Below are 22,674 nucleotides of genomic sequence, written 5' to 3' on the forward strand. Positions count from 1 at the left end.
CTGTTGAGGATTTGCTCTTTTCCGTTTCCTTCCATATAGTGGTCGATTACCGCTCCGGCAGACTCTCCGCTTTCCGTGGGCTCGACTTCAGCTAACGTTGCAAAGTGGATCTTCAGCTCTCGCTGTCCCATAGGAGTCTCCGTATTCTGCCTACGCTAATGAAATGGATCTATCTTTTGAAAGTAGAAGATCATAGAAACTAATTCCTTAGGATTTATTCTTTCCATAATCAGAACACTACGCAAAATACTTCGCTTTGTGTAACCGAGGCTGTGACGGACATTTATTCCGCTATCCATCTTAAACAACGCTAATTCACACCGAAAGTCACCAAATAAGGGATTAAATGTCCGCCAACTTCGCAAAATGGGAGTTATCCTATCAAATAACGCACTAAATGTCCGCCTAACAAACGTTAAAGGTAGCGACCTTTGGAAGAAAGCAGCGCCCCGCAAGATTTTCATTAATTCGCAGTTTTTATCTACATCGAATCGGAACAGAGTCTGCGAGTATGGTTTTATTTAATATAAAAAAAGACTTGGCATTTGCCCAAGTCTTTTGCTTTATAGCGGCGGAGGGGATCGAACCCCCGACCTCACGGGTATGAACCGTACGCTCTAGCCAGCTGAGCTACACCGCCATCATATAAAAAAAGATGCTGTCTTTTTTGAAGACACAAAAAATATAATACAACAGCTTTTCCTATCTGTCAACAAACAACTTCAAATTTCTTATTATCTTTTCTGTATCAACACAGTCTGTCAAAAATATTGAAAGAAATGAAAGGAAAGGTAAGAAGAAAATGTCGTTTGGTTCTTTATATAAGGAATAGCGTCGAACTTTTTAGAACGGCATCTTCCTTGTTTTGACAAAATATCGAGAAGAGATGTGATTTAATGTGGACAGAGGAGTGATATAAATGAACACATATACGGATAATAAACCAAAATCTTTTTTTTCCAGCACTCACCCTGTGATAAATAACTTACGGAAAAAGATCGGCCAACAATGGACAAGCTTAATGTTTGAGAAAGGTTTGCTTATTTGTATTATTGGTTTTTTATTAGGAAGAGCCGTCATTTTATCGACACTTTCACCATTTGTAATCGCATTCGTTGCGGCTGTATGGTTTTTACGTCGAGACAAAGTACTTCCCCTTATTACATTCTCATTAATAGGAGCTTTTACATACAGTCTATCACATAGCTTCTATATATTTTTATCTATTTCTATCTTGATAGTCCTCTCTTTTTTTATTTATCGATCGAAATCGATAGAGAGGATATTACCGTTTTTCGTCTTTTTTGCAGCGAGTATTCCTAGAATCAGTATCTATGCTATGACAACAAAACTAACATACTTGGAGTGGGTCATCGCTTTGGTCGAGGGAATATTGGCAGCTGTTCTATTACTTATCTTTATGCAAAGTATTCCATTATTATCACCAAAAAGGTATAAACCAATATTAAAAAATGAAGAAATTGTTTGTTTTATTATTTTGTTAGCTTCGGTATTAACAGGAGTAATTGGTGTCGAAATATATGAAGCGCAAATGGAACAGGTTCTTGCAAGATATTTAGTATTGCTTCTTGCATTAGTGGGTGGTGCTGCTATTGGTTCTACAGTTGGCGTTGTAGCTGGATTAATATTAAGCCTAGCTAATATCGCCAACATGTTTCAGATGAGTTTATTAGCATTTTCCGGTTTGTTAGGTGGGTTACTGAAAGAAGGAAGAAAACTGGCAGTTAGTTTAGGATTATTAATTAGTACATTGTTAATCAGCGTATATGGCGATTCCTTTGATTATTTGGCAACAGCATTAATGGAATCTGCGTTAGCGATCTTATTATTTTTAATAACACCGAGCAAATTGATTAAACAGATTGCTAAATATATACCTGGTACGGTTGAACATACAAACGAGCAGGAGCAATATTTGCAAAAGGTTCGCAACGTTACTGCTCACCGGGTGGAAAGGTTCTCCAATGTATTTAAAGCTTTATCACGCAGCTTTCAAACAGAATCCAATCAATGGCAGGAACAGGATTTAGAAGTGGACTACTATTTAAGTAATGTCACGGAAAAAACTTGTCAAACATGCTTTAAAAAAGAAACCTGTTGGGTTCAACAATTTGATAAAACATACGATTTAATGCGGGATGTCAAAGATCAATTGGAGACAGATGATCAATTGAACAATATTACGAACAGACAGTTTGAAAATCATTGTATTAAATCTCGTAAAGTTATCGATACGATGCAACAAGAATTATCTTTTTTTGAGGCAAATAAACAGTTGAAGAAACAAGTGTTAGAAAGCAGGCGTTTTGTCGCAGATCAATTAAATGGTGTATCAGAAGTAATGGAGAATTTTGCCAATGAAATTTTGAAAGAGAAAGAAAACCATGAACAACAAGAAATTGAAATGGTTGCAGCATTAAAACATGTTGGTATTGAGCTTGAAAAATTAGATATTTATAATTTGGAAAAAGGAAACATCGATATTGAAATGGTGATTACTTTCGAGCAATACCATGGGGAAGCTGCGAAACTGATTGCGCCTATTCTCTCTGATATTTTGGATGAAACGATCATTGTTGTTACAGAAGATCTATCCCCTCTAGCAAAAGGACATAGCTTCTTTACCTTTGGTTCTGCCAGAAAATTTGTCATTGACACTGGAGTGGCACATGCAGCGAAAGGTGGAGGGTTAATATCAGGAGATTGCTATAAGTCAATGGACCTTGGAGCTGGGAAATATGCGTTAGCTATTAGTGACGGAATGGGAAACGGAGATCGAGCACATGAAGAAAGCACCGAGACCTTACGTTTATTACAACAAATTTTAGAATCTGGCCTGCACGAGCAAGTGGCGATTAAATCAATCAACTCCATTCTAGCGCTGCGAACAAATGAAGAAATTTACGCAACACTAGATTTAGCGATGGTAGATCTTCACCATGCAGTAGTTCAATTTTTAAAGGTTGGTTCAACACCTAGTTTTATTATGCGAAATGATGCTGTAGAGAAGATAGAAGCTGGTAATCTTCCAATCGGAATTATTCAAGAGGTGGAAGTGGATGTAGTCAGCGCACAATTAAAAGCTGGAGATTTTTTAATTATGATGAGTGATGGTATTTTTGAAGGCCCTAAAGATATAGAGAATGTAGATCTTTGGTTGCAACGAAAACTACTGGAAATGGAAACGAAAGAGCCTCAAGAGATCGCTGATTTGTTACTGGAAGAGGTGATTCGAACACAAAGAGGTGAGATTGAAGATGATATGACTGTATTAGTAGCTGAAATTAAAGAAAACCAACCACAATGGGCACCCATTCGTTCTTTCCGTCAATTTGACAGGGAAAACATTAGCTGAGGGTAGGAGGTCAAACGTATAATTCTTTCCATTATTGGCGAACCTTACTAATAATCAGTGACCAATAATAGGAGGGAAACGATATGAAAACAGGGACACTTAAACAAATCCTTTTAATTACAGATGGTTGTTCAAATCAAGGGGAAGATCCAGCACTAGTAGCTAGTTTAGTAGCCGAACAAGGAATTACAGTTAATGTTATTGGTATCTTAGAAGATAATCATACAGAACAACCCGAAGGACTGGAAGAGGTAGAAGAAATTGCTGGTAACGGTCAAGGAGTCAGTCAAATTGTCTATCAGGATGTATTAGCACAAACAGTTCAAACTGTTACGAAACAGGCAATGACGGAAACGTTACAAGGTGTCGTGAATAATGAATTAAAGCAAATATTAGGTAGTGAAAAAACAATGGAAGAATTACCTCCCGATCAACGTGGGGAAGTAATGGAAGTGGTGGATGAATTAGGGGAAACATGCGATTTAGAAGTGTTAGTACTCGTCGATACAAGTGCGAGCATGACGAACAAATTACCGACTGTTCAAGAAGCTCTTATTGATCTCTCTATCAGTATGAACGCAAGAATCGGTCGAAGTCGTTTCGCTGTATATCAATTTCCTGGACGGAAAAAAGCGATTCAACAATTAGTAGACTGGACCTCCAAACTAGATTCCATTACTTCTATCTTTGCAAAAATATCCAGTGGAGGTATCACACCAACTGGACCAGCTTTAAAGGAAGCTATGTATCAATTTGGTAAGAAGACGTTACGAAGGAGATTTATGCGCGATGATTACACAGACATCGAAGAAGCCTGATATACATTTAAGGAAAGGACAAATAGTCAAAGGTAAATGGCATCGAAATTACTACCATGTCGTAAAGAAACTAGGTAGTGGTGCGATTGGCGCTGTATATCTTTGTGTGCACGAAAACAAACAAGTAGCTCTGAAAATCAGTAAACAAAGTGCATCTGTTAGTTCTGAAGTAAATGTATTGAAATCCTTTCAAGCGGTTCAAGGTTATCACCTTGGACCTTCTTTGATAGACGTGGATGATTATCAGTCTCAGAATGGTTTTACCTATTCTTTTTATGTAATGGAATATATATCTGGTGAGTCATTGCACGATTTTATTAGAAGAAATGGCCATGAGTGGTTAATATCTCTATTAATTAAATTTGCTAACGATTTACATGTATTACATCAGCAAGGGTATGTATTTGGTGATTTAAAAATAGAAAATCTAATTGTGTCACGCAAACCGGTTCAATTAAGATGGGTTGATGTCGGAGGGACAACATTACAAGGCAGAGCGATCAAGGAATACACCGAGTTCTACGATCGTGCCTATTGGCAATGCGGTTCTCGTAAAGCGGATCCAGGTTATGATCTTTTTGCATTAGCTATGGTGATTTTGCGTGTCTATTATCCTAATGGCTTTACAAGAGGGAATAATCCTAAAAAAACGTTACAGCAGAAAATCAATCAAGCGGTAACAATCGAACCATTGAAAAGATTACTACTCATGCTGATCAATAATTCTATTAACGATGCCGAGCAGATAAAAGATTTTTTATTGACTTATTTTATTCATCAGAAATCGAAAAGAGACAAGCGAAGACATCATCAAAAAGCAAAAAGCTCTCATGAAGCATTTTATCCCTTTCTTGAAGTAGGTAGTATATTGACTATTGGAGGAGTTTGTTATATTTATGTAACATTTTTTATGTGATAAAAGGATTTTATAACTCATATTATGTTAAAATAATGTAAAAGAGACTGGATGGGGTGGTGGTGTTTGAGTAAATCAACCCTTTATGACAAATTGATGCCATTTACGAAGAGACATCAATTACTATCCAAGGATGCAAAGGTGTTAGTAGGAGTCTCTGGTGGTGCAGATTCCTTATTATTGCTGTATTATTTAGTAAGCGTGCAGAAATTGTGGCATTTAAAAGTTATGGTGGTTTCTATCGATCATGGCTTGCGTGGGAAAGAGTCTGCAGAAGATATAAAATATGTTGAAAGTATTTGTGAGAATTTAGGTGTTCCTTTTATTGGGAAGCAAGTAGATGTGAATAGGAGAAAAGAAATACATAAGGAAGGAACGCAATTAGCGGCTCGCATTTTGCGTTATCAAGTATTTGAAGAAGTCATGAAAGAAACAGAATCTGATTTTTTAGCCTTGGCACATCATGGTGATGACCAGATAGAAACAGTATTAATGAGAATGGTACGTCAGTCTAATCCAGCTGCATTAACAGGTATCCCCGTAAAAAGAAAATTTGCCAAGGGACATATCATTAGACCTTTATTATGTTTATCCAAGGATGAGATTTATCGGTATTGTCGAGAACTTCATATCATTCCCAGGGAGGATCCTTCGAACAAATCTATCGCCTATACACGCAATTTTTTTCGACTGCAAGTCTTACCTTTGCTCAAGCAACAAGATCAGCAAGTACATATTCATGTACAGGAAATGACAGAGCGTATGACGGAAGACGAGGAATTTCTTCAGAAACAATCAGAAGCAATGATGGATGAAGTTGTAACATGTAATAAAGATACAGCGTTTTTTAAAATTGATGCTTTTCGAGCTTATCCAATAGCTTTACAAAGACGAGCCTTTCATCTAATATTAAACTATCTTTATCAAGAAGTACCGACAGATTTATCATCTCAACACGAAAAGGATTTTTTTTCTTTATTAACACAAGAAAAGAGTAATGTTACATTAGATTTTCCGAAATCTTTAAAAGTAACGAAAAATTATCAAGAATTGCGTTTCCACTTTCTCTCCCAAGTCAATAAGGAATGGAAAGTCCACCAATTCATAAAGGTTCCGGGAATAATGCTATTAGCGAACGGTGCCACTCTTACAGCTGCTTATGCCTCTGGAGCCATCCGAGAAGATAGTCATACTTTATATATCCCGATCGAATGTGAATCATTATTTCCACTGAGTACAAGAGTGAGAATGCCGGGGGATCGAATGAATGTGAGAGGACTAAATGGCCGGAAGAAAGTAAAAGATATATTTATTGATGAGAAGGTTCCCGTTTATCAAAGAGACTACTGGCCCCTCATTTTTGGTGCAGATGGATCTTTACTTTGGATTGTTGGTTTAAAGAAAGCCGAAATAGTACGTGAAAGTTCTGTTGGGAAATATATTGCATTAACATATACAGATTCAAACGAATAGGAGGCAGCAAGATGCATCAGGAAATAAAGGAAATATTAATTTCAGAAGAGCAAATACAAGCAAAATGTAAAGAGCTCGGTGAACAGTTGACACAAGAATACAAAGGGAGATTTCCATTAGCGGTAGGTGTATTAAAAGGAGCTTTACCCTTTATGTCGGATATATTACGTTCGATTGATACACATCTGGAAATGGATTTTATGGATGTATCCAGTTATGGGAATGAAATGCGTTCCTCTGGTGAAGTTAAAATCGTAAAAGATTTAGATACAAAAGTAGAGGGACGTGATATCTTAATTATCGAAGATATTATTGATAGTGGTCTTACACTCAGTTATCTAGTTGACTTATTTAAATATCGTCAGGCAAATTCTATTAAAATTGTTACATTATTAGATAAACCTGAAGGAAGAACTGTCGATATTAAAGCAGATACGGTAGGTTTTGAAGTGCCAAATGAATTTGTGGTGGGCTATGGATTAGATTATCAAGAGAAATATCGAAACCTACCATATATAGGTATTTTGAAACCAGAAATTTATGGTGGAGAAGAATAAAAGGAAAATGAAGCACAAGTCAGTTGTAATTAGTTGTCATAAAGTCTTTCAATATGATACTATTTACTATAGTTTTCTCGTTTCGGGAGGAGGTAGGCAATGAATCGGATTATACGTAATGTGATCCTTTATTTCGTAATCTTTTTGGTTGTGATTGGGATCATATCAGTATTCAGCAGCCAAAACAACCAGGCTGAAGAATTAAAAGTAAACGAATTTATGCAAGCATTAGAAAATAACCAAATCACAAGTATGGAAATGCGCCCTTCCAATGGTGTCATGCGTATTGAAGGGGAATTAGAGGGTGATACCCCATTTATAACCAATGTTCCTGACAATCCATCTATAGTTGACTCTATTGTAGAACAAGGTGGAAATGAACAAGGCGTATTGACAATGGATGAAGAAGAACAACCAAGTGGATGGGTTACATTTTTAACGACCATGATTCCATTTGTTATTATATTCATTCTATTTTTCTTCTTGCTTAACCAGGCTCAAGGTGGCGGTAGCCGTGTCATGAACTTTGGTAAGAGTAAGGCGAAAATGTACAATGAAGAAAAGAAAAAAGTTCGTTTCAGAGATGTTGCTGGTGCGGATGAAGAAAAGCAGGAATTAGTAGAGGTTGTAGATTTCTTAAAGGATCCTCGTAAATTCTCTGCTATTGGTGCAAAAATTCCAAAAGGGGTTTTATTAGTTGGACCTCCTGGTACAGGTAAAACATTACTTGCCAGAGCAGTTGCAGGTGAAGCAGGAGTTCCTTTCTTTTCTATCAGTGGTTCGGATTTCGTTGAAATGTTTGTAGGTGTCGGTGCGTCTCGTGTACGTGATTTATTTGAAAATGCGAAGAAAAATGCACCATGTATCATCTTTATCGATGAGATTGATGCAGTAGGTCGTCAGCGTGGCGCTGGTGTAGGTGGCGGTCACGATGAACGTGAACAAACCTTAAATCAATTACTCGTTGAAATGGATGGTTTTGGTGAGAATGAAGGAATTATCATTATCGCTGCAACAAACAGACCAGATATTTTAGACCCGGCATTATTACGTCCAGGACGTTTTGACCGTCAAATTACAGTAGATCGTCCAGACTTAAAAGGTCGTGAAGATGTCTTAAAAGTACACGCACGTAATAAACCACTAGCAGATGATGTGGAGTTAAAAACGATTGCGATGCGAACACCAGGTTTTTCTGGTGCAGATTTGGAAAACTTGCTGAATGAAGCGGCACTTGTAGCGGCACGATATGACAAAGAGAAGATTGGCATGGAAGATGTTGACGAAGCAATTGACCGTGTTATTGCAGGGCCTGCGAAGAAAAGTAGGGTTATATCCAAAAAAGAACGAAATATTGTGGCATACCATGAAAGTGGACATACGATTATTGGTATGGTGTTAGATGATGCAGATATGGTACATAAGGTAACGATAGTACCTCGTGGTCAAGCTGGTGGATATGCAGTCATGCTCCCGCGTGAAGATCGCTACTTTATGACAAAACCAGAATTATTTGATAAAATCACCGGTTTGTTAGGTGGTCGTGTTGCAGAGGAGATTATCTTTGGTGAAGCAAGTACTGGTGCTCATAATGACTTCCAGCGAGCAACTGGAATTGCTCGTAAGATGGTTACGGAATATGGTATGAGTGAAAAGATTGGACCACTGCAATTTGGCAACAGCAACAGCCAAGTATTCTTGGGTCGGGATATGCAAAGTGAACAAAATTACAGTGATGCGATCGCATATGAAATTGACCAGGAAATGCAAAACTTCATTCAGGAATGCTATAGCAGAGCAAAACAAATTCTCACAGAAAATCGGGACAAATTAGAGCTTGTAGCTAAAACATTATTAGAAGTCGAGACGTTAGATGCAGGTCAGATCAAAGGATTATTTGAAGAAGGTAAACTACCTGACCCTGTTGTTTCTGAACAAGATGGAGACAAAAAACCATCTGAAAAGGCAGAAACAAATGACACTAATGATGAAAATAACAAGTCATCTGATTTTAAAGTAAACATTCAACCGAAATCTGAGGAAAGTTATTTTGAAAAAGACTCGAAAAGCTATTTCGATGAAGACAAATCAACCGAAGATTCCGATGATAAAGATAAACAATAAAACGAAAAGCAGTTCCTACACTACAGAGGAACTGCTTTTTTTTGCGCTATATGAAAGAAGTATAGGCACTCACCTACACTAAAAACATAAACTGCGAAGTAACTTTTGCGAGGATTTGCCTTCTTCCGTTCTGAATTTTGATGAGATTTGGCATACGCTTCGGCAGAATACGGAGACTCCTACGGGAACAGCACGAGCCGCAGACCCCGCAGGAAAGCGATTTTTGCTTTCCGAGGAGGCTAAGGCCGTGCCCGTTGAAAGCGTAGTATCTTGCCGGAACGTGTCATAGCACTCAACTATAATCAGAATGGAAGAAAGCATCACCCCGAATATATTCACTAGTTCGCAGTTTGTATCTACTACTTATTAGGTATAGTCTTGAGTGGGGCTTGCTTTTTTAATGAGTATATTGTTTTGCACTAGCTTGTATGGGATTTTTGCAACCATAAAACTTGCGACTTGTTGCTTGCAACCTATACAATATGAAAATAAGTAAACAAATTTTTTTGGAATTGTGGAGGATATTATGATCTTTGTATTAGATGTTGGTAATACAAACACCGTATTAGGGGTGTTTAACGACGGCCAATTAACATACCAATGGCGCATGCAAACAGACAAAAACAAAACAGAAGATGAATATGCCATGTTTATTAAATCGCTTTTAGCACATGAAGGACTTACTTTTTCAGATATTAATGGCATTGTCATCTCATCCGTAGTCCCACCAATTTTATTTGCCCTTCAACGTATGGCAGATAAATATTTCCATTGTAGTCCAATGATAATTGGTGATGAAAAAGTGAATCCATACTTAAAAATGAAGTATCCTAACCCTAAAGAGTTAGGTGCTGATCGTGTCGTCAATGCAGTAGGCGTTATCAAAGAATATGGTTCCCCTAGTATCATTATTGACTTTGGGACTGCTACAACCTATTGTTACATCAATGAGGCAGATGAATATGTCAGTGGTGTTATCACCCCAGGCATTAATATTTCTTTAGAAGCTCTATATCAGAATGCAGCTAAGTTACCGAAAATCGAAGTTAAAAAGCCAAATTATGTTTTAGGACAATCAACGGTAGAAGCGATGCAATCTGGTGTCTATTTCGGGTACGTCGGTCAAGTAGATGCCGTTGTTAACCGGATTAAAAAAGAGGTTGGCGGATCACCAAAAGTGATCGCAACAGGTGGTTTAGCAACATTAATTGCTAAAGATTCTTCTGTCATTGATATTGTAGACCCTTACCTAACCTTAAAAGGATTGTACGAAATATACCAAAAGAATGAGAGAGATTTTGCATAAAGGAAAGGACGTTAATATATGAATGATTATTTATTAAAAGCAACAGCATATGATGGGGACGTGAGAGCATACACAATCCGGTCAACAGATACGGTTGAAGAAGCGCGCCAACGTCAAGATACCTGGGCAACTGCTTCTGCAGCTCTAGGAAGAACACTTTCTATATCCACGATGTTAGGTGCGATGCTGAAAGGTGAGGATAAACTGACAGTAAAAGTGGAAGGAAACGGACCAATGGGTGCAATTATTGCTGATGCAAATGCCAAAGGGGAAGTCCGTGGTTATGTTGGAAATCCTCATGTAGATTTCGAATCGAACGAGCAAGGAAAACTGGATGTAAGAAGAGCAGTGGGGACGGAGGGAACACTAAGCATTGTTAAAGATTTAGGGTTGAAAAATCATTTTACCGGCCAAGTTCCAATTGTATCAGGGGAAATAAGCGAAGATTTTACCTATTATTTAGCTAATTCTGAACAGGTTCCTTCTGCGGTAGGAGCAGGTGTTTTAGTAAACCCGGATCACAGTATTTTAGCCGCGGGGGGATTTATCGTACAAATGCTGCCAGGAGCATCGGAAGAAACAATTGCCAGAATTGAAGAAAACATCGCCAATGTTCCACCTATTTCAAAATTGATCCAAGATGGAAAACAACCAGAGGAGATATTAGCGTTGTTATTAGGTGAGGATAAAGTAAAAGTACATGAACGATTACCGGTTCAATTTTCTTGCCCTTGCTCAAAAGAAAGACTGGAAACAGCAATCCAAAGTTTAGGAAATGAAGAGATTGATTCCATGATTAGAGAAGATCATGGGGCAACAGCTTCTTGTCATTTTTGTAATGAAACATACAAATTCACTATCGATGAGTTGCGAGCTTTAAAGACACAGTAGTAGGGGGAGTAATAGTTGAGGGTATCACGTCTGGTGTTATGGTCTATTATATTACTATTGCTCATAACAAATATTACAACCATTTTTATCTTTTCTGGGGAAAATAGCTCAGACGAATTTGTAGTATTAGAAGAGAATAAAGTGGATCGTAATAAACCTTTAGCAGAAATCGGCAATAAGGAAATCTTGTATCAAGATTGGATGAGCGAATTAATAGAGCAATATGGCGAGTCTGTTTTACACGATTTAATTGATAAAGAAGTTGTTTTTCAGTTGGCAGAAAAAGAAAATATAGAGATCCATCCCAAAATAGTAGATCGTGAATTATCCAGAATGATGGTGATGCAAGGATTGCTATCAGCAGATGAAAAAGAGAAAAAGGTTGAAAAGTGGACAGAGCAAATTCACTATCGTTATTATTTACAACATCTTTTAAGTAAAAGCATAAGTGTCTCTGAAGCAGAAATAGAAGAGTATTATCAATTTTATCAAAATCAATACCAGTTTGATGATATGGTCCAGCTGTCACATATTCTCGTTTCTACGGAACAAGAAGCAGAGTATGTGATGGCAAGGTTGGATGACGGTGAATCTTTTAGTGAGGTCGCATCAGAATTGTCGACCGATGAAGGAAGTGTAGCGAGTGGAGGCTATTTAGGATTTTATTCTAAGACAAGCAGTTTTATACCAAGTGAATATTATGACACAGCTATTTCATTAGAAGCTGGAACGTATAGTGAACCAGTATTAGTAAATAACGGGTATGCGATTATTTTTCATCATCAACACCTCCCTGCCATTGAATTAAGCTATGAAGAAGCTTATGAAGAGGTACGACAAGATATAGCCTTAGATCAATTAGAATCTGAAGTAGACGCTTCGGTTCTTTGGGATCAGCTAGAGATAGATTTAAGATATAAAAATGAAAATAATTAACGGGTCCTTTCCAATTTATGGGTTGACAATGTATACCGTTTCATGTAAATTGTAGATAAAACCAATAATTTTACTTGGATTTGAGGAGGAACTGGAATGAAAGTAGCTCAAAATGTTGCGGAATTGATTGGAAATACACCGATTGTCAAATTAAATCGCACAGCAGATCCTGAAGGTGCAGAAATTTACTTAAAGCTAGAATTTATGAATCCTGGTAGTTCTGTTAAGGATCGTATCGCACTTGCGATGGTTGAAGCGGCAGAAGAAGAAGGTATTTTGAAGGATGGAGATACCATTATTGAGCCGACAAGTGGTAATACAGGTATTGGTCTCGCATTAGTTGCCGCTATTAAAGGATATAAAGCAATTTTAGTAATGCCTGATACGATGAGTACGGAAAGACGTAATCTTTTGCGTGCTTATGGTGCCGATTTGGTACTGACGCCAGGTGCAGAAGGTATGAAAGGTGCCATTGCGAAAGCAACAGAATTACAAAAGGAACACGGTTACTTCATGCCTCAGCAGTTTAATAATGTAGCAAACCCTGCAGTTCATGCTCGCACGACCGGTAAAGAAATTGTTGAGCAAATGGGTGATCAACTGGATGCCTTTATTTCTGGTATTGGAACTGGTGGAACAATTACTGGTGCAGGTAAAGTCTTAAAGAATCAGTATAAAGATATTAAGATTTATGCGGTAGAACCAACTGATTCAGCTATATTATCAGGAGGTAAACCAGGTCCTCACAAAATTCAAGGAATCGGTGCAGGTTTTGTACCAGAAGTTCTTGATACGGAAATTTATGATGAAGTTATTACAGTATCTAATGATCAAGCCTATGAAACAGCTAGAGAAGCAGCTCGCAAAGACGGTGTGCTAGGTGGTGTTTCATCAGGTGCAGCTATTCACGCTGCTAAACAAGTAGCGCAAAAACTTGGTAAAGGTAAAAAAGTTCTAGCAGTTCTTCCGAGTAATGGAGAGCGATATCTATCAACACCTCTATATCAATTCGACGAAGAATAAAAGCAAACAATTATCTTATAAATTAAGTACAGAACCCGTTTCAGTTAATATTGAAGCGGGTTTTTATTTCAATATTAGAATTTATATAATCATGCGCAAAATCCATAAACTGCGAAGTAACAGTCATGTGAATTTGCTTTCTTCCATTCTTTTCTTGATGAGTGCATAACCATCGCTGCGGAAAGCGAAGTATTCTGCCGGAGCGTATCCAAACCACTTATCAAAAATCAGGATGGGAGAAAATTTTCACTATGTCGCAGTTTGTATCTACTCCGAATTAAATTAACATTCCGGTATCGTGGTGGGAGTCGCAATGTTGTTTTTTCTTTAGGATAGGATTAGCGTTAGTGGTAGAAAATATTTTTCAGTAGATCTAAACTTTTCAAAAATATTTGTGTTATAATATTTTGTTATGAATAGATTATAGAATTTGTTTCGTAAGGACGGGGTATCATGGAAAAATGGCTACGAACAAAAATAAAGGATTATTATTATCCGGAAAAAACATTAGTCATGGGTATCTTAAATGTTACACCAGACTCTTTTTCAGATGGGGGCAAGTATAATAATATCCAATCGGCCATCCATCAAGCTAAAAAGATGGAAGAAGAAGGCGCAGATATTATCGACATTGGTGGTGAATCAACTAGACCCGGACACAAACCAGTGTCAGAGGAAGAAGAAATAGACCGAGTCCTTCCAGTTATTAGAGCGCTGGTTGATGAAATCAATATACCAATTTCAATTGATACATGGAAAGCGAAGGTAGCAAAACTGTCAATAGAAGCAGGCGCATCGATTATAAATGATGTGTGGGGGGCAAAGAAAGAACCGGATATAGCAAAGGTAGCGGCAGAATTAGATGTGCCGATTATACTGATGCACAATCGAGAAGATCCGTCATATGATTCGCTGATGGAAGACGTGTTATCTGATTTAAAAGAGAGTATCCAAATTGCATTAGACGCAGGTGTAAAAAAAGAACAGCTTATTCTCGATCCAGGCATTGGATTTGCTAAGACATATGAAGAAAATATTCAAGTGATTCAGGAAATGAATCGGCTCCGAGAGTTAGAATATCCGGTATTACTTGGAACGTCCCGTAAGTCCATTATTGCCAAAACATTAAATTTGCCTGTTGATGAACGAGATGAAGGAACAGGAGCGACTGTATGCTACGGTTTGACTAAGGGGTGTGAAATTGTCCGAGTACATAACGTAGCGATGCATGCGAGGATGGTCAAGATGATGGACAAACTGATTGGTAAGGGTGGTGTATAGAATGGATAAGATCCATCTTAATCAAATGACTTTTTACGGCTTTCATGGTGTATTTCCTGAAGAAAAAAAGTTAGGTCAGCGCTTTTTAGTAGATGTTGTATTAGAAGCAGATTTGAAACAAGCAGGGCAAGCAGACGATCTTCATTATTCTATTGATTATGGCCTTGTTTATCAATTGACGAAGCAAGTCGTGGAAGGTCAGTCAAAAAATTTAATTGAAGCAGTAGCTGAAGAGGTTTCTGAGAAACTTTTATCCCAGTTTAATCCATTAAAGGCATGTACCGTTAAAGTAATCAAACCTGATCCACCTATTCCTGGACATTATCAGTCGGTTGCTGTTGAAATTTACAGGGAGAAATCTTTATGAAAAAAGTATATATAGCACTAGGCTCTAATATTCAACCTAGATTAACCTATTTAGACCAAGCTATAGAACAATTAGCTAAGCATGATCAAATAGTAATTAAGGGTCAATCTTCTATATATGAAACGGATCCAGTTGGTTTTGTAGAGCAAGAGCAATTTTTGAATATGGTTATAGAAGTCGAAACTGATTTAGGTCCGAATTCCCTGCTGAGCATTTGCCAAAGTATTGAAGGGAATCTGGGGAGGAAACGAGAGGTAAGATGGGGACCAAGAACAATTGATCTTGACATTTTAGTATATAATCAAGAAAATATAGAAACAGAGCGATTAATTCTACCACATCCAAGATTACATGAACGAGCCTTTGTATTAATACCATTAGCAGAAATAAATCCATTTTTATATATAGCACGCTTAGATCAGAATATAACAGAATTATTGGCAAGAATACCTGCACAAGATAGAGAAGGGGTAGTCAAATGGCAACAAGCAGATGGGGTAAGAGAATCAAAGCATTTCGGAAGTTGAAAGGATATACACAAATAGAATTCGCCGATAAACTTGGAATATCTGTTTCGCAATTAGGTGAAATTGAAAGAGGTAAGAGAATTCCTACAACGGATAATTTAGAAGTTATTGCAAGTAAGCTCGATATTTCATTAGAAGAGTTGCAGCCTAAAATGAAAGAAAATGAGGTAAGACGTTATATGGAAAATAGGTGATATCAACATTCATAACCAAGTCTGGCCGTTTACTTACATTAAAAGGTGAACGAGTAGCAGTAAGGGAAATGCGTAAGCACGCTGCATGGTATTTAAAAGGCTTAAAAGGAAATGGTAAAGTACGTAATCAAATTAATCAGACAGATTCTAAGGAAGAACTAGAAGAATTATTATACGATTATGTAGAACAATTAGAAGAGAAAGCAAGAGTTTCCTAAGTGTGTAAACATTGACACAAATGAGTTCCTTTTCTATACTAATCATGAATGTGATACTGCCAGTGTGATGCTGGCAGTTTTTTGATATATAACAAATAATTAAATTTTTGGGGTGAATAGAATGAGCGAAGAACTGAATGAACACATGCGTGTGCGTTTGGATAAGATGAACAGTTACCGTGAACAGGGTATTGATCCATTTGGTGATAAATTCGTTCGCACGCACTTGGCAGAGGAATTAATAGAAGAATACGATCAGTTCTCTAAAGAAGAATTGGAAGAAAAAGCAATTGAAACTACAGTGGCAGGCCGAATTATGACTAAACGCGGTAAAGGAAAAGCTGGTTTTTCACATATTCAAGATTTAAGTGGCCAAATCCAATTATATGTACGTAAAGATAAAATCGGAGAAGAAGCTTACGAAATCTTTAAGTCAGCAGACTTAGGGGATATTGTAGGTGTTACGGGTACGGTTTTCAAAACAAATGTTGGTGAACTTTCGGTTAAAGCGAATGAATTTACGATGCTAACGAAATCACTTCGTCCTTTACCAGAGAAGTTTCATGGCTTAAAAGATGTAGAGCAGCGTTATCGTCAGCGCTACTTAGATTTAATTACTAATATGGATAGTAAAAATACATTTGTTCTTCGCAGTAAGATTATTCAGTCGATGCGTCGATACTTAGATGATAGAGGTTTCTTAGAAGTAGAAACACCAATGATGCACGGTATTGCCGGTGGTGCTTCTGCGCGCCCGTTTGAAACACACCATAACGCACTTGATATTCCTTTATATATGCGTATTGCCATTGAGTTGCATTTAAAACGATTGATTATCGGTGGTATGGAAAAAGTTTATGAAATTGGTCGTGTATTCCGTAACGAAGGAGTATCCACTCGTCACAATCCGGAATTCACCATGATTGAATTGTATGAAGCATATGCAGACTATCATGATATTATGGAGCTTGTTGAAAACTTGGTGGCTCATATCGCCAAAGAAGTAACTGGATCTACAACAGTTACTTACGGGAACTATGAGGTTGATTTAGCGCCAAGATGGACAAGACTTCATATGGTAGATGCCATTAAAGAACATACTGATGTAGATTTCTGGAAAGAGATGACGGATGATGAGGCGAATGCTTTAGCTAAAGAACATGGTGTAGAAGTAGAAGATACTATGACATATGGACATATTGTTAATGAATTTTTTGAACAGAAAGTAGAAGAAAAGCTAATTCAGCCAACCTTCGTATACGGTCATCCTGTAGAAATATCTCCTTTAGCTAAGAAGAATAAGGAGGACGAACGTTTTACAGATCGTTTTGAACTATTTATTGTAGGACGTGAGCATGCAAATGCATTCTCTGAACTAAATGATCCAATTGATCAACGAGAACGATTTGAAGCACAAGTTAAAGAAAAGGAACAAGGTAATGATGAAGCGCATGAAATGGATGAGGACTTTTTAGAAGCACTTGAGTATGGCATGCCTCCAACTGGTGGTTTAGGTATAGGTATTGATCGACTTGTTATGTTGTTAACTAATTCTCCATCGATCCGAGATGTTTTACTTTTTCCACAAATGCGTAATAAATAATTGTACGGAAGAACCTTGGCGATTAAGATGGCCAAGGTTCTTTTTTATCAGATGTTTTTGATGAGAAAAAGTTTTTAAATTTTTCATCAAAGAAAATGAATAATATTGTTGACATTAGATCTACCTGCATGGTATATTATTAATCGTCGCTGAAAACGACGTAACAAAAAACATCATCTTTCAACAACAACAACCAAGAAATTAAAGCAAAAAATTTGTTGACATAAAACGAATGAGATGGTATGATATAAAAGTTGTCGCAAAAAAGACAATCACTATTGATCTTTGAAAACTGAACAAAACAACCAGTATGATTTTAAACATGAAACAAGCTAGCTTATAGAAGCGAGCGCAAGTCAACTTTATTGAGAGTTTGATCTTGGCTCAGGACGAACGCTGGCGGCGTGCCTAATACATGCAAGTCGAGCGCGGGAAGCAAAAAGATCTCTTCGGAGTGACATTTGTGGAACGAGCGGCGGACGGGTGAGTAACACGTGGGCAACCTGCCTGTAAGACTGGGATAACTCCGGGAAACCGGGGCTAATACCGGATAATACTTTTCTTCGCATGAAGGAAAGTTGAAAGATGGCCTTTGGCTATCACTTACAGATGGGCCCGCGGCGCATTAGCTAGTTGGTGGGGTAAGAGCTCACCAAGGCAACGATGCGTAGCCGACCTGAGAGGGTGATCGGCCACACTGGGACTGAGACACGGCCCAGACTCCTACGGGAGGCAGCAGTAGGGAATCTTCCGCAATGGACGAAAGTCTGACGGAGCAACGCCGCGTGAACGAAGAAGGTTTTCGGATCGTAAAGTTCTGTTGTTAGGGAAGAACAAGTACCGTTCAAATAGGGCGGTACCTTGACGGTACCTATCGAGGAAGCCCCGGCTAACTACGTGCCAGCAGCCGCGGTAATACGTAGGGGGCAAGCGTTGTCCGGAATTATTGGGCGTAAAGCGCGCGTAGGCGGTTTCTTAAGTCTGATGTGAAATCTTGCGGCTCAACCGCAAGCGGTCATTGGAAACTGGGGAACTTGAGTGCAGAAGAGGAGAGCGGAATTCCACGTGTAGCGGTGAAATGCGTAGATATGTGGAGGAACACCAGTGGCGAAGGCGGCTCTCTGGTCTGTAACTGACGCTGAGGTGCGAAAGCGTGGGGAGCGAACAGGATTAGATACCCTGGTAGTCCACGCCGTAAACGATGAGTGCTAGGTGTTAGGGGGTTTCCGCCCCTTAGTGCTGCAGTTAACGCAATAAGCACTCCGCCTGGGGAGTACGGCCGCAAGGCTGAAACTCAAAAGAATTGACGGGGGCCCGCACAAGCGGTGGAGCATGTGGTTTAATTCGAAGCAACGCGAAGAACCTTACCAGGTCTTGACATCTTCGGATGTCCCTAGAGATAGGGAGTTCCCTTCGGGGACCGAATGACAGGTGGTGCATGGTTGTCGTCAGCTCGTGTCGTGAGATGTTGGGTTAAGTCCCGCAACGAGCGCAACCCTTGATCTTAGTTGCCAGCATTAAGTTGGGCACTCTAAGGTGACTGCCGGTGACAAACCGGAGGAAGGTGGGGATGACGTCAAATCATCATGCCCCTTATGACCTGGGCTACACACGTGCTACAATGGATGGAACAAAGGGCAGCGAAGCGGCAACGCATTAGCAAATCCCATAAATCCATTCTCAGTTCGGATTGCAGGCTGCAACTCGCCTGTATGAAGCCGGAATCGCTAGTAATCGTGGATCAGCATGCCACGGTGAATACGTTCCCGGGCCTTGTACACACCGCCCGTCACACCACGAGAGTTGGCAACACCCGAAGTCGGTGGGGTAACCTTTGGAGCCAGCCGCCGAAGGTGGGGCCAATGATTGGGGTGAAGTCGTAACAAGGTAGCCGTATCGGAAGGTGCGGCTGGATCACCTCCTTTCTAAGGATTAAAGGAACACCTTTTTTACAAGGTGCAAAAAAACATACTGCGTTGTTTGGTTCAGTTTTGAGAGATCAATTCTCTCTCTATTATGTACCTTGAAAACTAGATAAGAGTATGACAAGACATCAAACAAAAACCAACGACTTTTTCATGCGTTAAGCATAGTAAGTATTGTAAGTATAGTTAAGTGAAGAAGGGCGCACGGTGGATGCCTTGGCACTAGGAGCCGAAGAAGGACGGGACAAACACCGATATGTCTCGGGGAGCCGTACGTAGGCATCGATCCGAGAATTTCCGAATGGGGAAACCCTCTACTCGTCATGGAGTAGAACGTACATCTGAATTCATAGGATGTACGAGGCAGACCCGGGGAACTGAAACATCTCAGTACCCGGAGGAAGAGAAAGCAAATGCGATTTCCCGAGTAGCGGCGAGCGAAACGGAATTAGCCCAAACCAAAAAGCTTGCTTTTTGGGGTTGTAGGACACTCCATTGGAGTTATCAAGAAACACATTAGACGAAGCGGTCTGGAACGACCCGCGACAGAAGGTAAGAGCCCTGTAGTCGAAAGTGTGTTTCCTCCGGAGTGGATCCTGAGTACGGCGGAACACGTGAAATTCCGTCGGAATCCGGGAGGACCATCTCCCAAGGCTAAATACTACCTAGTGACCGATAGTGAACCAGTACCGTGAGGGAAAGGTGAAAAGCACCCCGGAAGGGGAGTGAAAGAGATCCTGAAACCGTGTGCCTACAAGTAGTCGAAGCCCTTTTATGGGTGACGGCGTACCTTTTGTAGAATGGACCGGCGAGTTACGATCCCCTGCAAGGTTAAGTGGAAGACACGGAGCCGCAGCGAAAGCGAGTCTGAATAGGGCGATATAGTAGGTGGTCGTAGACCCGAAACCGTGTGATCTACCCATGTCCAGGGTGAAGGTCAGGTAACACTGACTGGAGGCCCGAACCCACGTATGTTGAAAAATGCGGGGATGAGGTGTGGGTAGGGGTGAAATGCCAATCGAACACGGAGATAGCTGGTTCTCTCCGAAATAGCTTTAGGGCTAGCCTCAAGGGATGTATGTTGGAGGTAGAGCACTGATTGGACTAGGGGCCCTCACCGGGTTACCGAATTCAGTCAAACTCCGAATGCCAATCATATTACCTTGGGAGTCAGACTATGGGTGATAAGGTTCATAGTCGAAAGGAAACAGCCCAGACCGTCAGCTAAGGTCCCCAAGTATACGTTAAGTGGAAAAGGATGTGGCGTTGCTTAGACAACCAGGATGTTGGCTTAGAAGCAGCCATCATTTAAAGAGTGCGTAATAGCTCACTGGTCGAGTGACGCTGCGCCGAAAATATACCGGGGCTAAACGTATCACCGAAGCTACGGATTGTTCTTCGAACAATGGTAGGAGAGCGTTCTAAGTGCAGTGAAGTCAGACCGTGAGGACTGGTGGAGCGCTTAGAAGTGAGAATGCCGGTATGAGTAGCGAAAAGAAGTGAGAATCTTCTTCACCGAATGCCTAAGGTTTCCTGAGGAAGGCTCGTCCGCTCAGGGTTAGTCGGGGCCTAAGCCGAGGCCGAAAGGCGTAGGCGATGGACAACAGGTTGATATTCCTGTACCACCCAATTCCGTTTGAGTGATGGGGGGACGCAGAAGGATAAGGAATGCGCACCATTGGATGTGTGCGTCGAAGCAGTAAGAGCGTCAGATAGGCAAATCCGTCTGGCAAGCTTGAGCTGTGATCGGGAGGGAAATAGAGTACCGAAGTTCCGGATTTCACGCTGCCAAGAAAAGCCTCTAGCAAGGAAAAGGGTGCCCGTACCGCAAACCGACACAGGTAGGCGAGGAGAGAATCCTAAGGTGATCGGGAGAACTCTCGTTAAGGAACTCGGCAAAATGACCCCGTAACTTCGGGAGAAGGGGTGCTCCTTTAAGGAGGAGCCGCAGTGAAAAGGCCCAAGCGACTGTTTAGCAAAAACACAGGTCTCTGCGAAGCCGAAAGGCGAAGTATAGGGGCTGACACCTGCCCGGTGCTGGAAGGTTAAGGGGATGCGTTAGCATTAGCGAAGCGTTGAACCGAAGCCCCAGTAAACGGCGGCCGTAACTATAACGGTCCTAAGGTAGCGAAATTCCTTGTCGGGTAAGTTCCGACCCGCACGAAAGGTGCAACGACTTGGGCACTGTCTCAACGAGAGACCCGGTGAAATTATACTATGCGTGAAGATGCGCATTACCCGCGACAGGACGGAAAGACCCCGTGGAGCTTTACTGTAGCCTGATATTGAATGTTGGTACAGCTTGTACAGGATAGGTGGGAGCCTGAGAAACGTGAGCGCTAGCTTACGTGGAGGCGCCGGTGGGATACCACCCTGGCTGTATTGACCTTCTAACCCAGAACCGTGATCCGGTTCGGAGACAGTGTCAGGTGGGCAGTTTGACTGGGGCGGTCGCCTCCTAAAATGTAACGGAGGCGCCCAAAGGTTCCCTCAGAATGGTTGGAAATCATTCGTAGAGTGTAAAGGCAGAAGGGAGCTTGACTGCGAGACCTACAAGTCGAGCAGGGACGAAAGTCGGGCTTAGTGATCCGGCGGTACCGAATGGAAGGGCCGTCGCTCAACGGATAAAAGCTACCCCGGGGATAACAGGCTTATCTCCCCCAAGAGTCCACATCGACGGGGAGGTTTGGCACCTCGATGTCGGCTCATCGCATCCTGGGGCTGTAGTCGGTCCCAAGGGTTGGGCTGTTCGCCCATTAAAGCGGTACGCGAGCTGGGTTCAGAACGTCGTGAGACAGTTCGGTCCCTATCCGTCGTGGGCGTTGGAAGTTTGAGAGGAGCTGTCCTTAGTACGAGAGGACCGGGATGGACACACCGCTGGTGCACCAGTTGTTCCGCCAGGAGCATCGCTGGGTAGCTACGTGTGGAAGGGATAAGTGCTGAAAGCATCTAAGCATGAAGCCCCCCTCAAGATGAGACTTCCCATCTATTCGATAGAGTAAGATCCCTCAGAGACGATGAGGTAGATAGGTTCGAGGTGGAAGCATGGTGACATGTGCAGCTGACGAATACTAATCGATCGAGGACTTAACTATACATTTTGTTTGATCTTGTTCCATCACTCTTATCTAGTTTTTAG

15 protein-coding genes, 1 tRNA gene, 2 rRNA genes and 1 pseudogene are annotated in these 22,674 nt (G+C 40.4%); 18 read left to right on the forward strand and 1 reads right to left on the reverse strand.

Annotated elements, in window-relative coordinates; all coding sequences use genetic code 11:
* Positions 1–566: 566 nt before the first annotated feature.
* Positions 567–640, reverse strand: a tRNA-Met gene (locus GI584_RS00555).
* A gap of 279 nt (positions 641–919) precedes the next feature.
* Between GI584_RS00555 and spoIIE the strand changes: the two genes are divergently transcribed.
* The 18 genes and pseudogenes from spoIIE (at position 920) to GI584_RS00645 (ending at position 22,630) form a co-directional block, all read left to right on the forward strand.
* Positions 920–3,376: a stage II sporulation protein E gene (gene spoIIE, locus GI584_RS00560; RefSeq protein WP_153789907.1), complete on the forward strand. Its 2,457-nt coding sequence runs from the start codon at positions 920–922 to the stop codon at positions 3,374–3,376.
* 83 nt (positions 3,377–3,459) lie between these two features.
* On the forward strand, positions 3,460–4,194 hold the full coding sequence (locus GI584_RS00565) for a vWA domain-containing protein (protein ID WP_100358317.1): 735 nt from the start codon (positions 3,460–3,462) through the stop codon (positions 4,192–4,194).
* Positions 4,166–5,110 carry a serine/threonine protein kinase gene (locus GI584_RS00570; RefSeq protein ID WP_100358316.1) on the forward strand — a complete coding sequence of 315 codons (945 nt, stop codon included), beginning with the start codon at positions 4,166–4,168 and terminating at the stop codon, positions 5,108–5,110. Before GI584_RS00565 ends, GI584_RS00570 begins: the two co-directional genes overlap by 29 nt.
* 66 nt (positions 5,111–5,176) lie before the next feature.
* Positions 5,177–6,583, forward strand: a complete 1,407-nt coding sequence (gene tilS / locus GI584_RS00575; RefSeq protein ID WP_194842090.1) for a tRNA lysidine(34) synthetase TilS — start codon at positions 5,177–5,179, stop codon at positions 6,581–6,583.
* A gap of 11 nt (positions 6,584–6,594) precedes the next feature.
* Entirely contained in the window at positions 6,595–7,140 is a 546-nt protein-coding gene (hpt, locus tag GI584_RS00580) for a hypoxanthine phosphoribosyltransferase (protein WP_153789909.1), read from the forward strand.
* A 99-nt stretch (positions 7,141–7,239) separates the two neighbouring features.
* Positions 7,240–9,264: an ATP-dependent zinc metalloprotease FtsH gene (gene ftsH / locus GI584_RS00585; protein ID WP_153789910.1), complete on the forward strand. Its 2,025-nt coding sequence runs from the start codon at positions 7,240–7,242 to the stop codon at positions 9,262–9,264.
* A gap of 526 nt (positions 9,265–9,790) precedes the next feature.
* Positions 9,791–10,570, forward strand: coding sequence for a type III pantothenate kinase (locus GI584_RS00590; RefSeq protein ID WP_100358312.1), 780 nt, complete (start codon positions 9,791–9,793; stop codon positions 10,568–10,570).
* An 18-nt stretch (positions 10,571–10,588) separates the two neighbouring features.
* Entirely contained in the window at positions 10,589–11,461 is an 873-nt protein-coding gene (gene hslO, locus GI584_RS00595) for an Hsp33 family molecular chaperone HslO (RefSeq protein ID WP_153789911.1), read from the forward strand.
* Positions 11,462–11,476: 15 nt separating this feature from the next.
* The gene (locus tag GI584_RS00600) at positions 11,477–12,397 is read left to right on the forward strand and encodes a peptidyl-prolyl cis-trans isomerase (protein WP_153789912.1); all 921 of its coding nucleotides are present in this window, start codon (positions 11,477–11,479) and stop codon (positions 12,395–12,397) included.
* A 96-nt stretch (positions 12,398–12,493) separates the two neighbouring features.
* Entirely contained in the window at positions 12,494–13,420 is a 927-nt protein-coding gene (cysK, locus tag GI584_RS00605; protein ID WP_153789913.1) for a cysteine synthase A, read from the forward strand.
* A 453-nt stretch (positions 13,421–13,873) separates the two neighbouring features.
* Positions 13,874–14,701 carry a dihydropteroate synthase gene (gene folP / locus GI584_RS00610; protein ID WP_153789914.1) on the forward strand — a complete coding sequence of 276 codons (828 nt, stop codon included), beginning with the start codon at positions 13,874–13,876 and terminating at the stop codon, positions 14,699–14,701.
* A gap of 1 nt (position 14,702) precedes the next feature.
* Entirely contained in the window at positions 14,703–15,068 is a 366-nt protein-coding gene (gene folB, locus GI584_RS00615; protein WP_153789915.1) for a dihydroneopterin aldolase, read from the forward strand.
* On the forward strand, positions 15,065–15,595 hold the full coding sequence (gene folK, locus GI584_RS00620; protein WP_153789916.1) for a 2-amino-4-hydroxy-6-hydroxymethyldihydropteridine diphosphokinase: 531 nt from the start codon (positions 15,065–15,067) through the stop codon (positions 15,593–15,595). Before folB ends, folK begins: the two co-directional genes overlap by 4 nt.
* Positions 15,547–15,789 carry a helix-turn-helix domain-containing protein gene (locus GI584_RS00625; protein ID WP_153789917.1) on the forward strand — a complete coding sequence of 81 codons (243 nt, stop codon included), beginning with the start codon at positions 15,547–15,549 and terminating at the stop codon, positions 15,787–15,789. The genes folK and GI584_RS00625 overlap by 49 nt, the downstream gene beginning before the upstream one ends.
* Positions 15,790–15,815: 26 nt before the next feature.
* Positions 15,816–16,007, forward strand: a pseudogene (locus tag GI584_RS00630) (tRNA-dihydrouridine synthase); the annotation flags it as partial.
* A 121-nt stretch (positions 16,008–16,128) separates the two neighbouring features.
* Positions 16,129–17,610 (forward strand): lysine--tRNA ligase, encoded by a 1,482-nt coding sequence (gene lysS / locus GI584_RS00635; protein WP_153789918.1) that lies wholly within the window; start codon positions 16,129–16,131, stop codon positions 17,608–17,610.
* Between the two features lie 361 nt (positions 17,611–17,971).
* Positions 17,972–19,535 (forward strand): 16S ribosomal RNA (locus tag GI584_RS00640).
* Positions 19,536–19,719: 184 nt separating this feature from the next.
* Positions 19,720–22,630, forward strand: a 23S ribosomal RNA gene (locus GI584_RS00645).
* Together the 16S and 23S rRNA genes form the textbook arrangement of a ribosomal RNA operon.
* The last annotated feature ends 44 nt before the right edge of the window (positions 22,631–22,674 follow it).

Source organism: Gracilibacillus salitolerans, from assembly GCF_009650095.1.
Lineage (GTDB): Bacteria > Bacillota > Bacilli > Bacillales > Amphibacillaceae > Gracilibacillus > Gracilibacillus salitolerans.

Excerpts from the sequence above, each read along its gene's own strand:
- spoIIE (WP_153789907.1), top strand. The coding sequence starts at position 920 with ATGAACACATATACGGATAATAAACCAAAATCTTTTTTTTCCAGCACT.
- GI584_RS00565 (WP_100358317.1), top strand. The coding sequence starts at position 3,460 with ATGAAAACAGGGACACTTAAACAAATCCTTTTAATTACAGATGGTTGT.
- GI584_RS00570 (WP_100358316.1), top strand. The coding sequence starts at position 4,166 with ATGATTACACAGACATCGAAGAAGCCTGATATACATTTAAGGAAAGGA.
- hpt (WP_153789909.1), top strand. The coding sequence starts at position 6,595 with ATGCATCAGGAAATAAAGGAAATATTAATTTCAGAAGAGCAAATACAA.
- ftsH (WP_153789910.1), top strand. The coding sequence starts at position 7,240 with ATGAATCGGATTATACGTAATGTGATCCTTTATTTCGTAATCTTTTTG.
- GI584_RS00590 (WP_100358312.1), top strand. The coding sequence starts at position 9,791 with ATGATCTTTGTATTAGATGTTGGTAATACAAACACCGTATTAGGGGTG.
- hslO (WP_153789911.1), top strand. The coding sequence starts at position 10,589 with ATGAATGATTATTTATTAAAAGCAACAGCATATGATGGGGACGTGAGA.
- cysK (WP_153789913.1), top strand. The coding sequence starts at position 12,494 with ATGAAAGTAGCTCAAAATGTTGCGGAATTGATTGGAAATACACCGATT.
- folP (WP_153789914.1), top strand. The coding sequence starts at position 13,874 with ATGGAAAAATGGCTACGAACAAAAATAAAGGATTATTATTATCCGGAA.
- folB (WP_153789915.1), top strand. The coding sequence starts at position 14,703 with ATGGATAAGATCCATCTTAATCAAATGACTTTTTACGGCTTTCATGGT.
- folK (WP_153789916.1), top strand. The coding sequence starts at position 15,065 with ATGAAAAAAGTATATATAGCACTAGGCTCTAATATTCAACCTAGATTA.
- GI584_RS00625 (WP_153789917.1), top strand. The coding sequence starts at position 15,547 with ATGGCAACAAGCAGATGGGGTAAGAGAATCAAAGCATTTCGGAAGTTG.
- lysS (WP_153789918.1), top strand. The coding sequence starts at position 16,129 with ATGAGCGAAGAACTGAATGAACACATGCGTGTGCGTTTGGATAAGATG.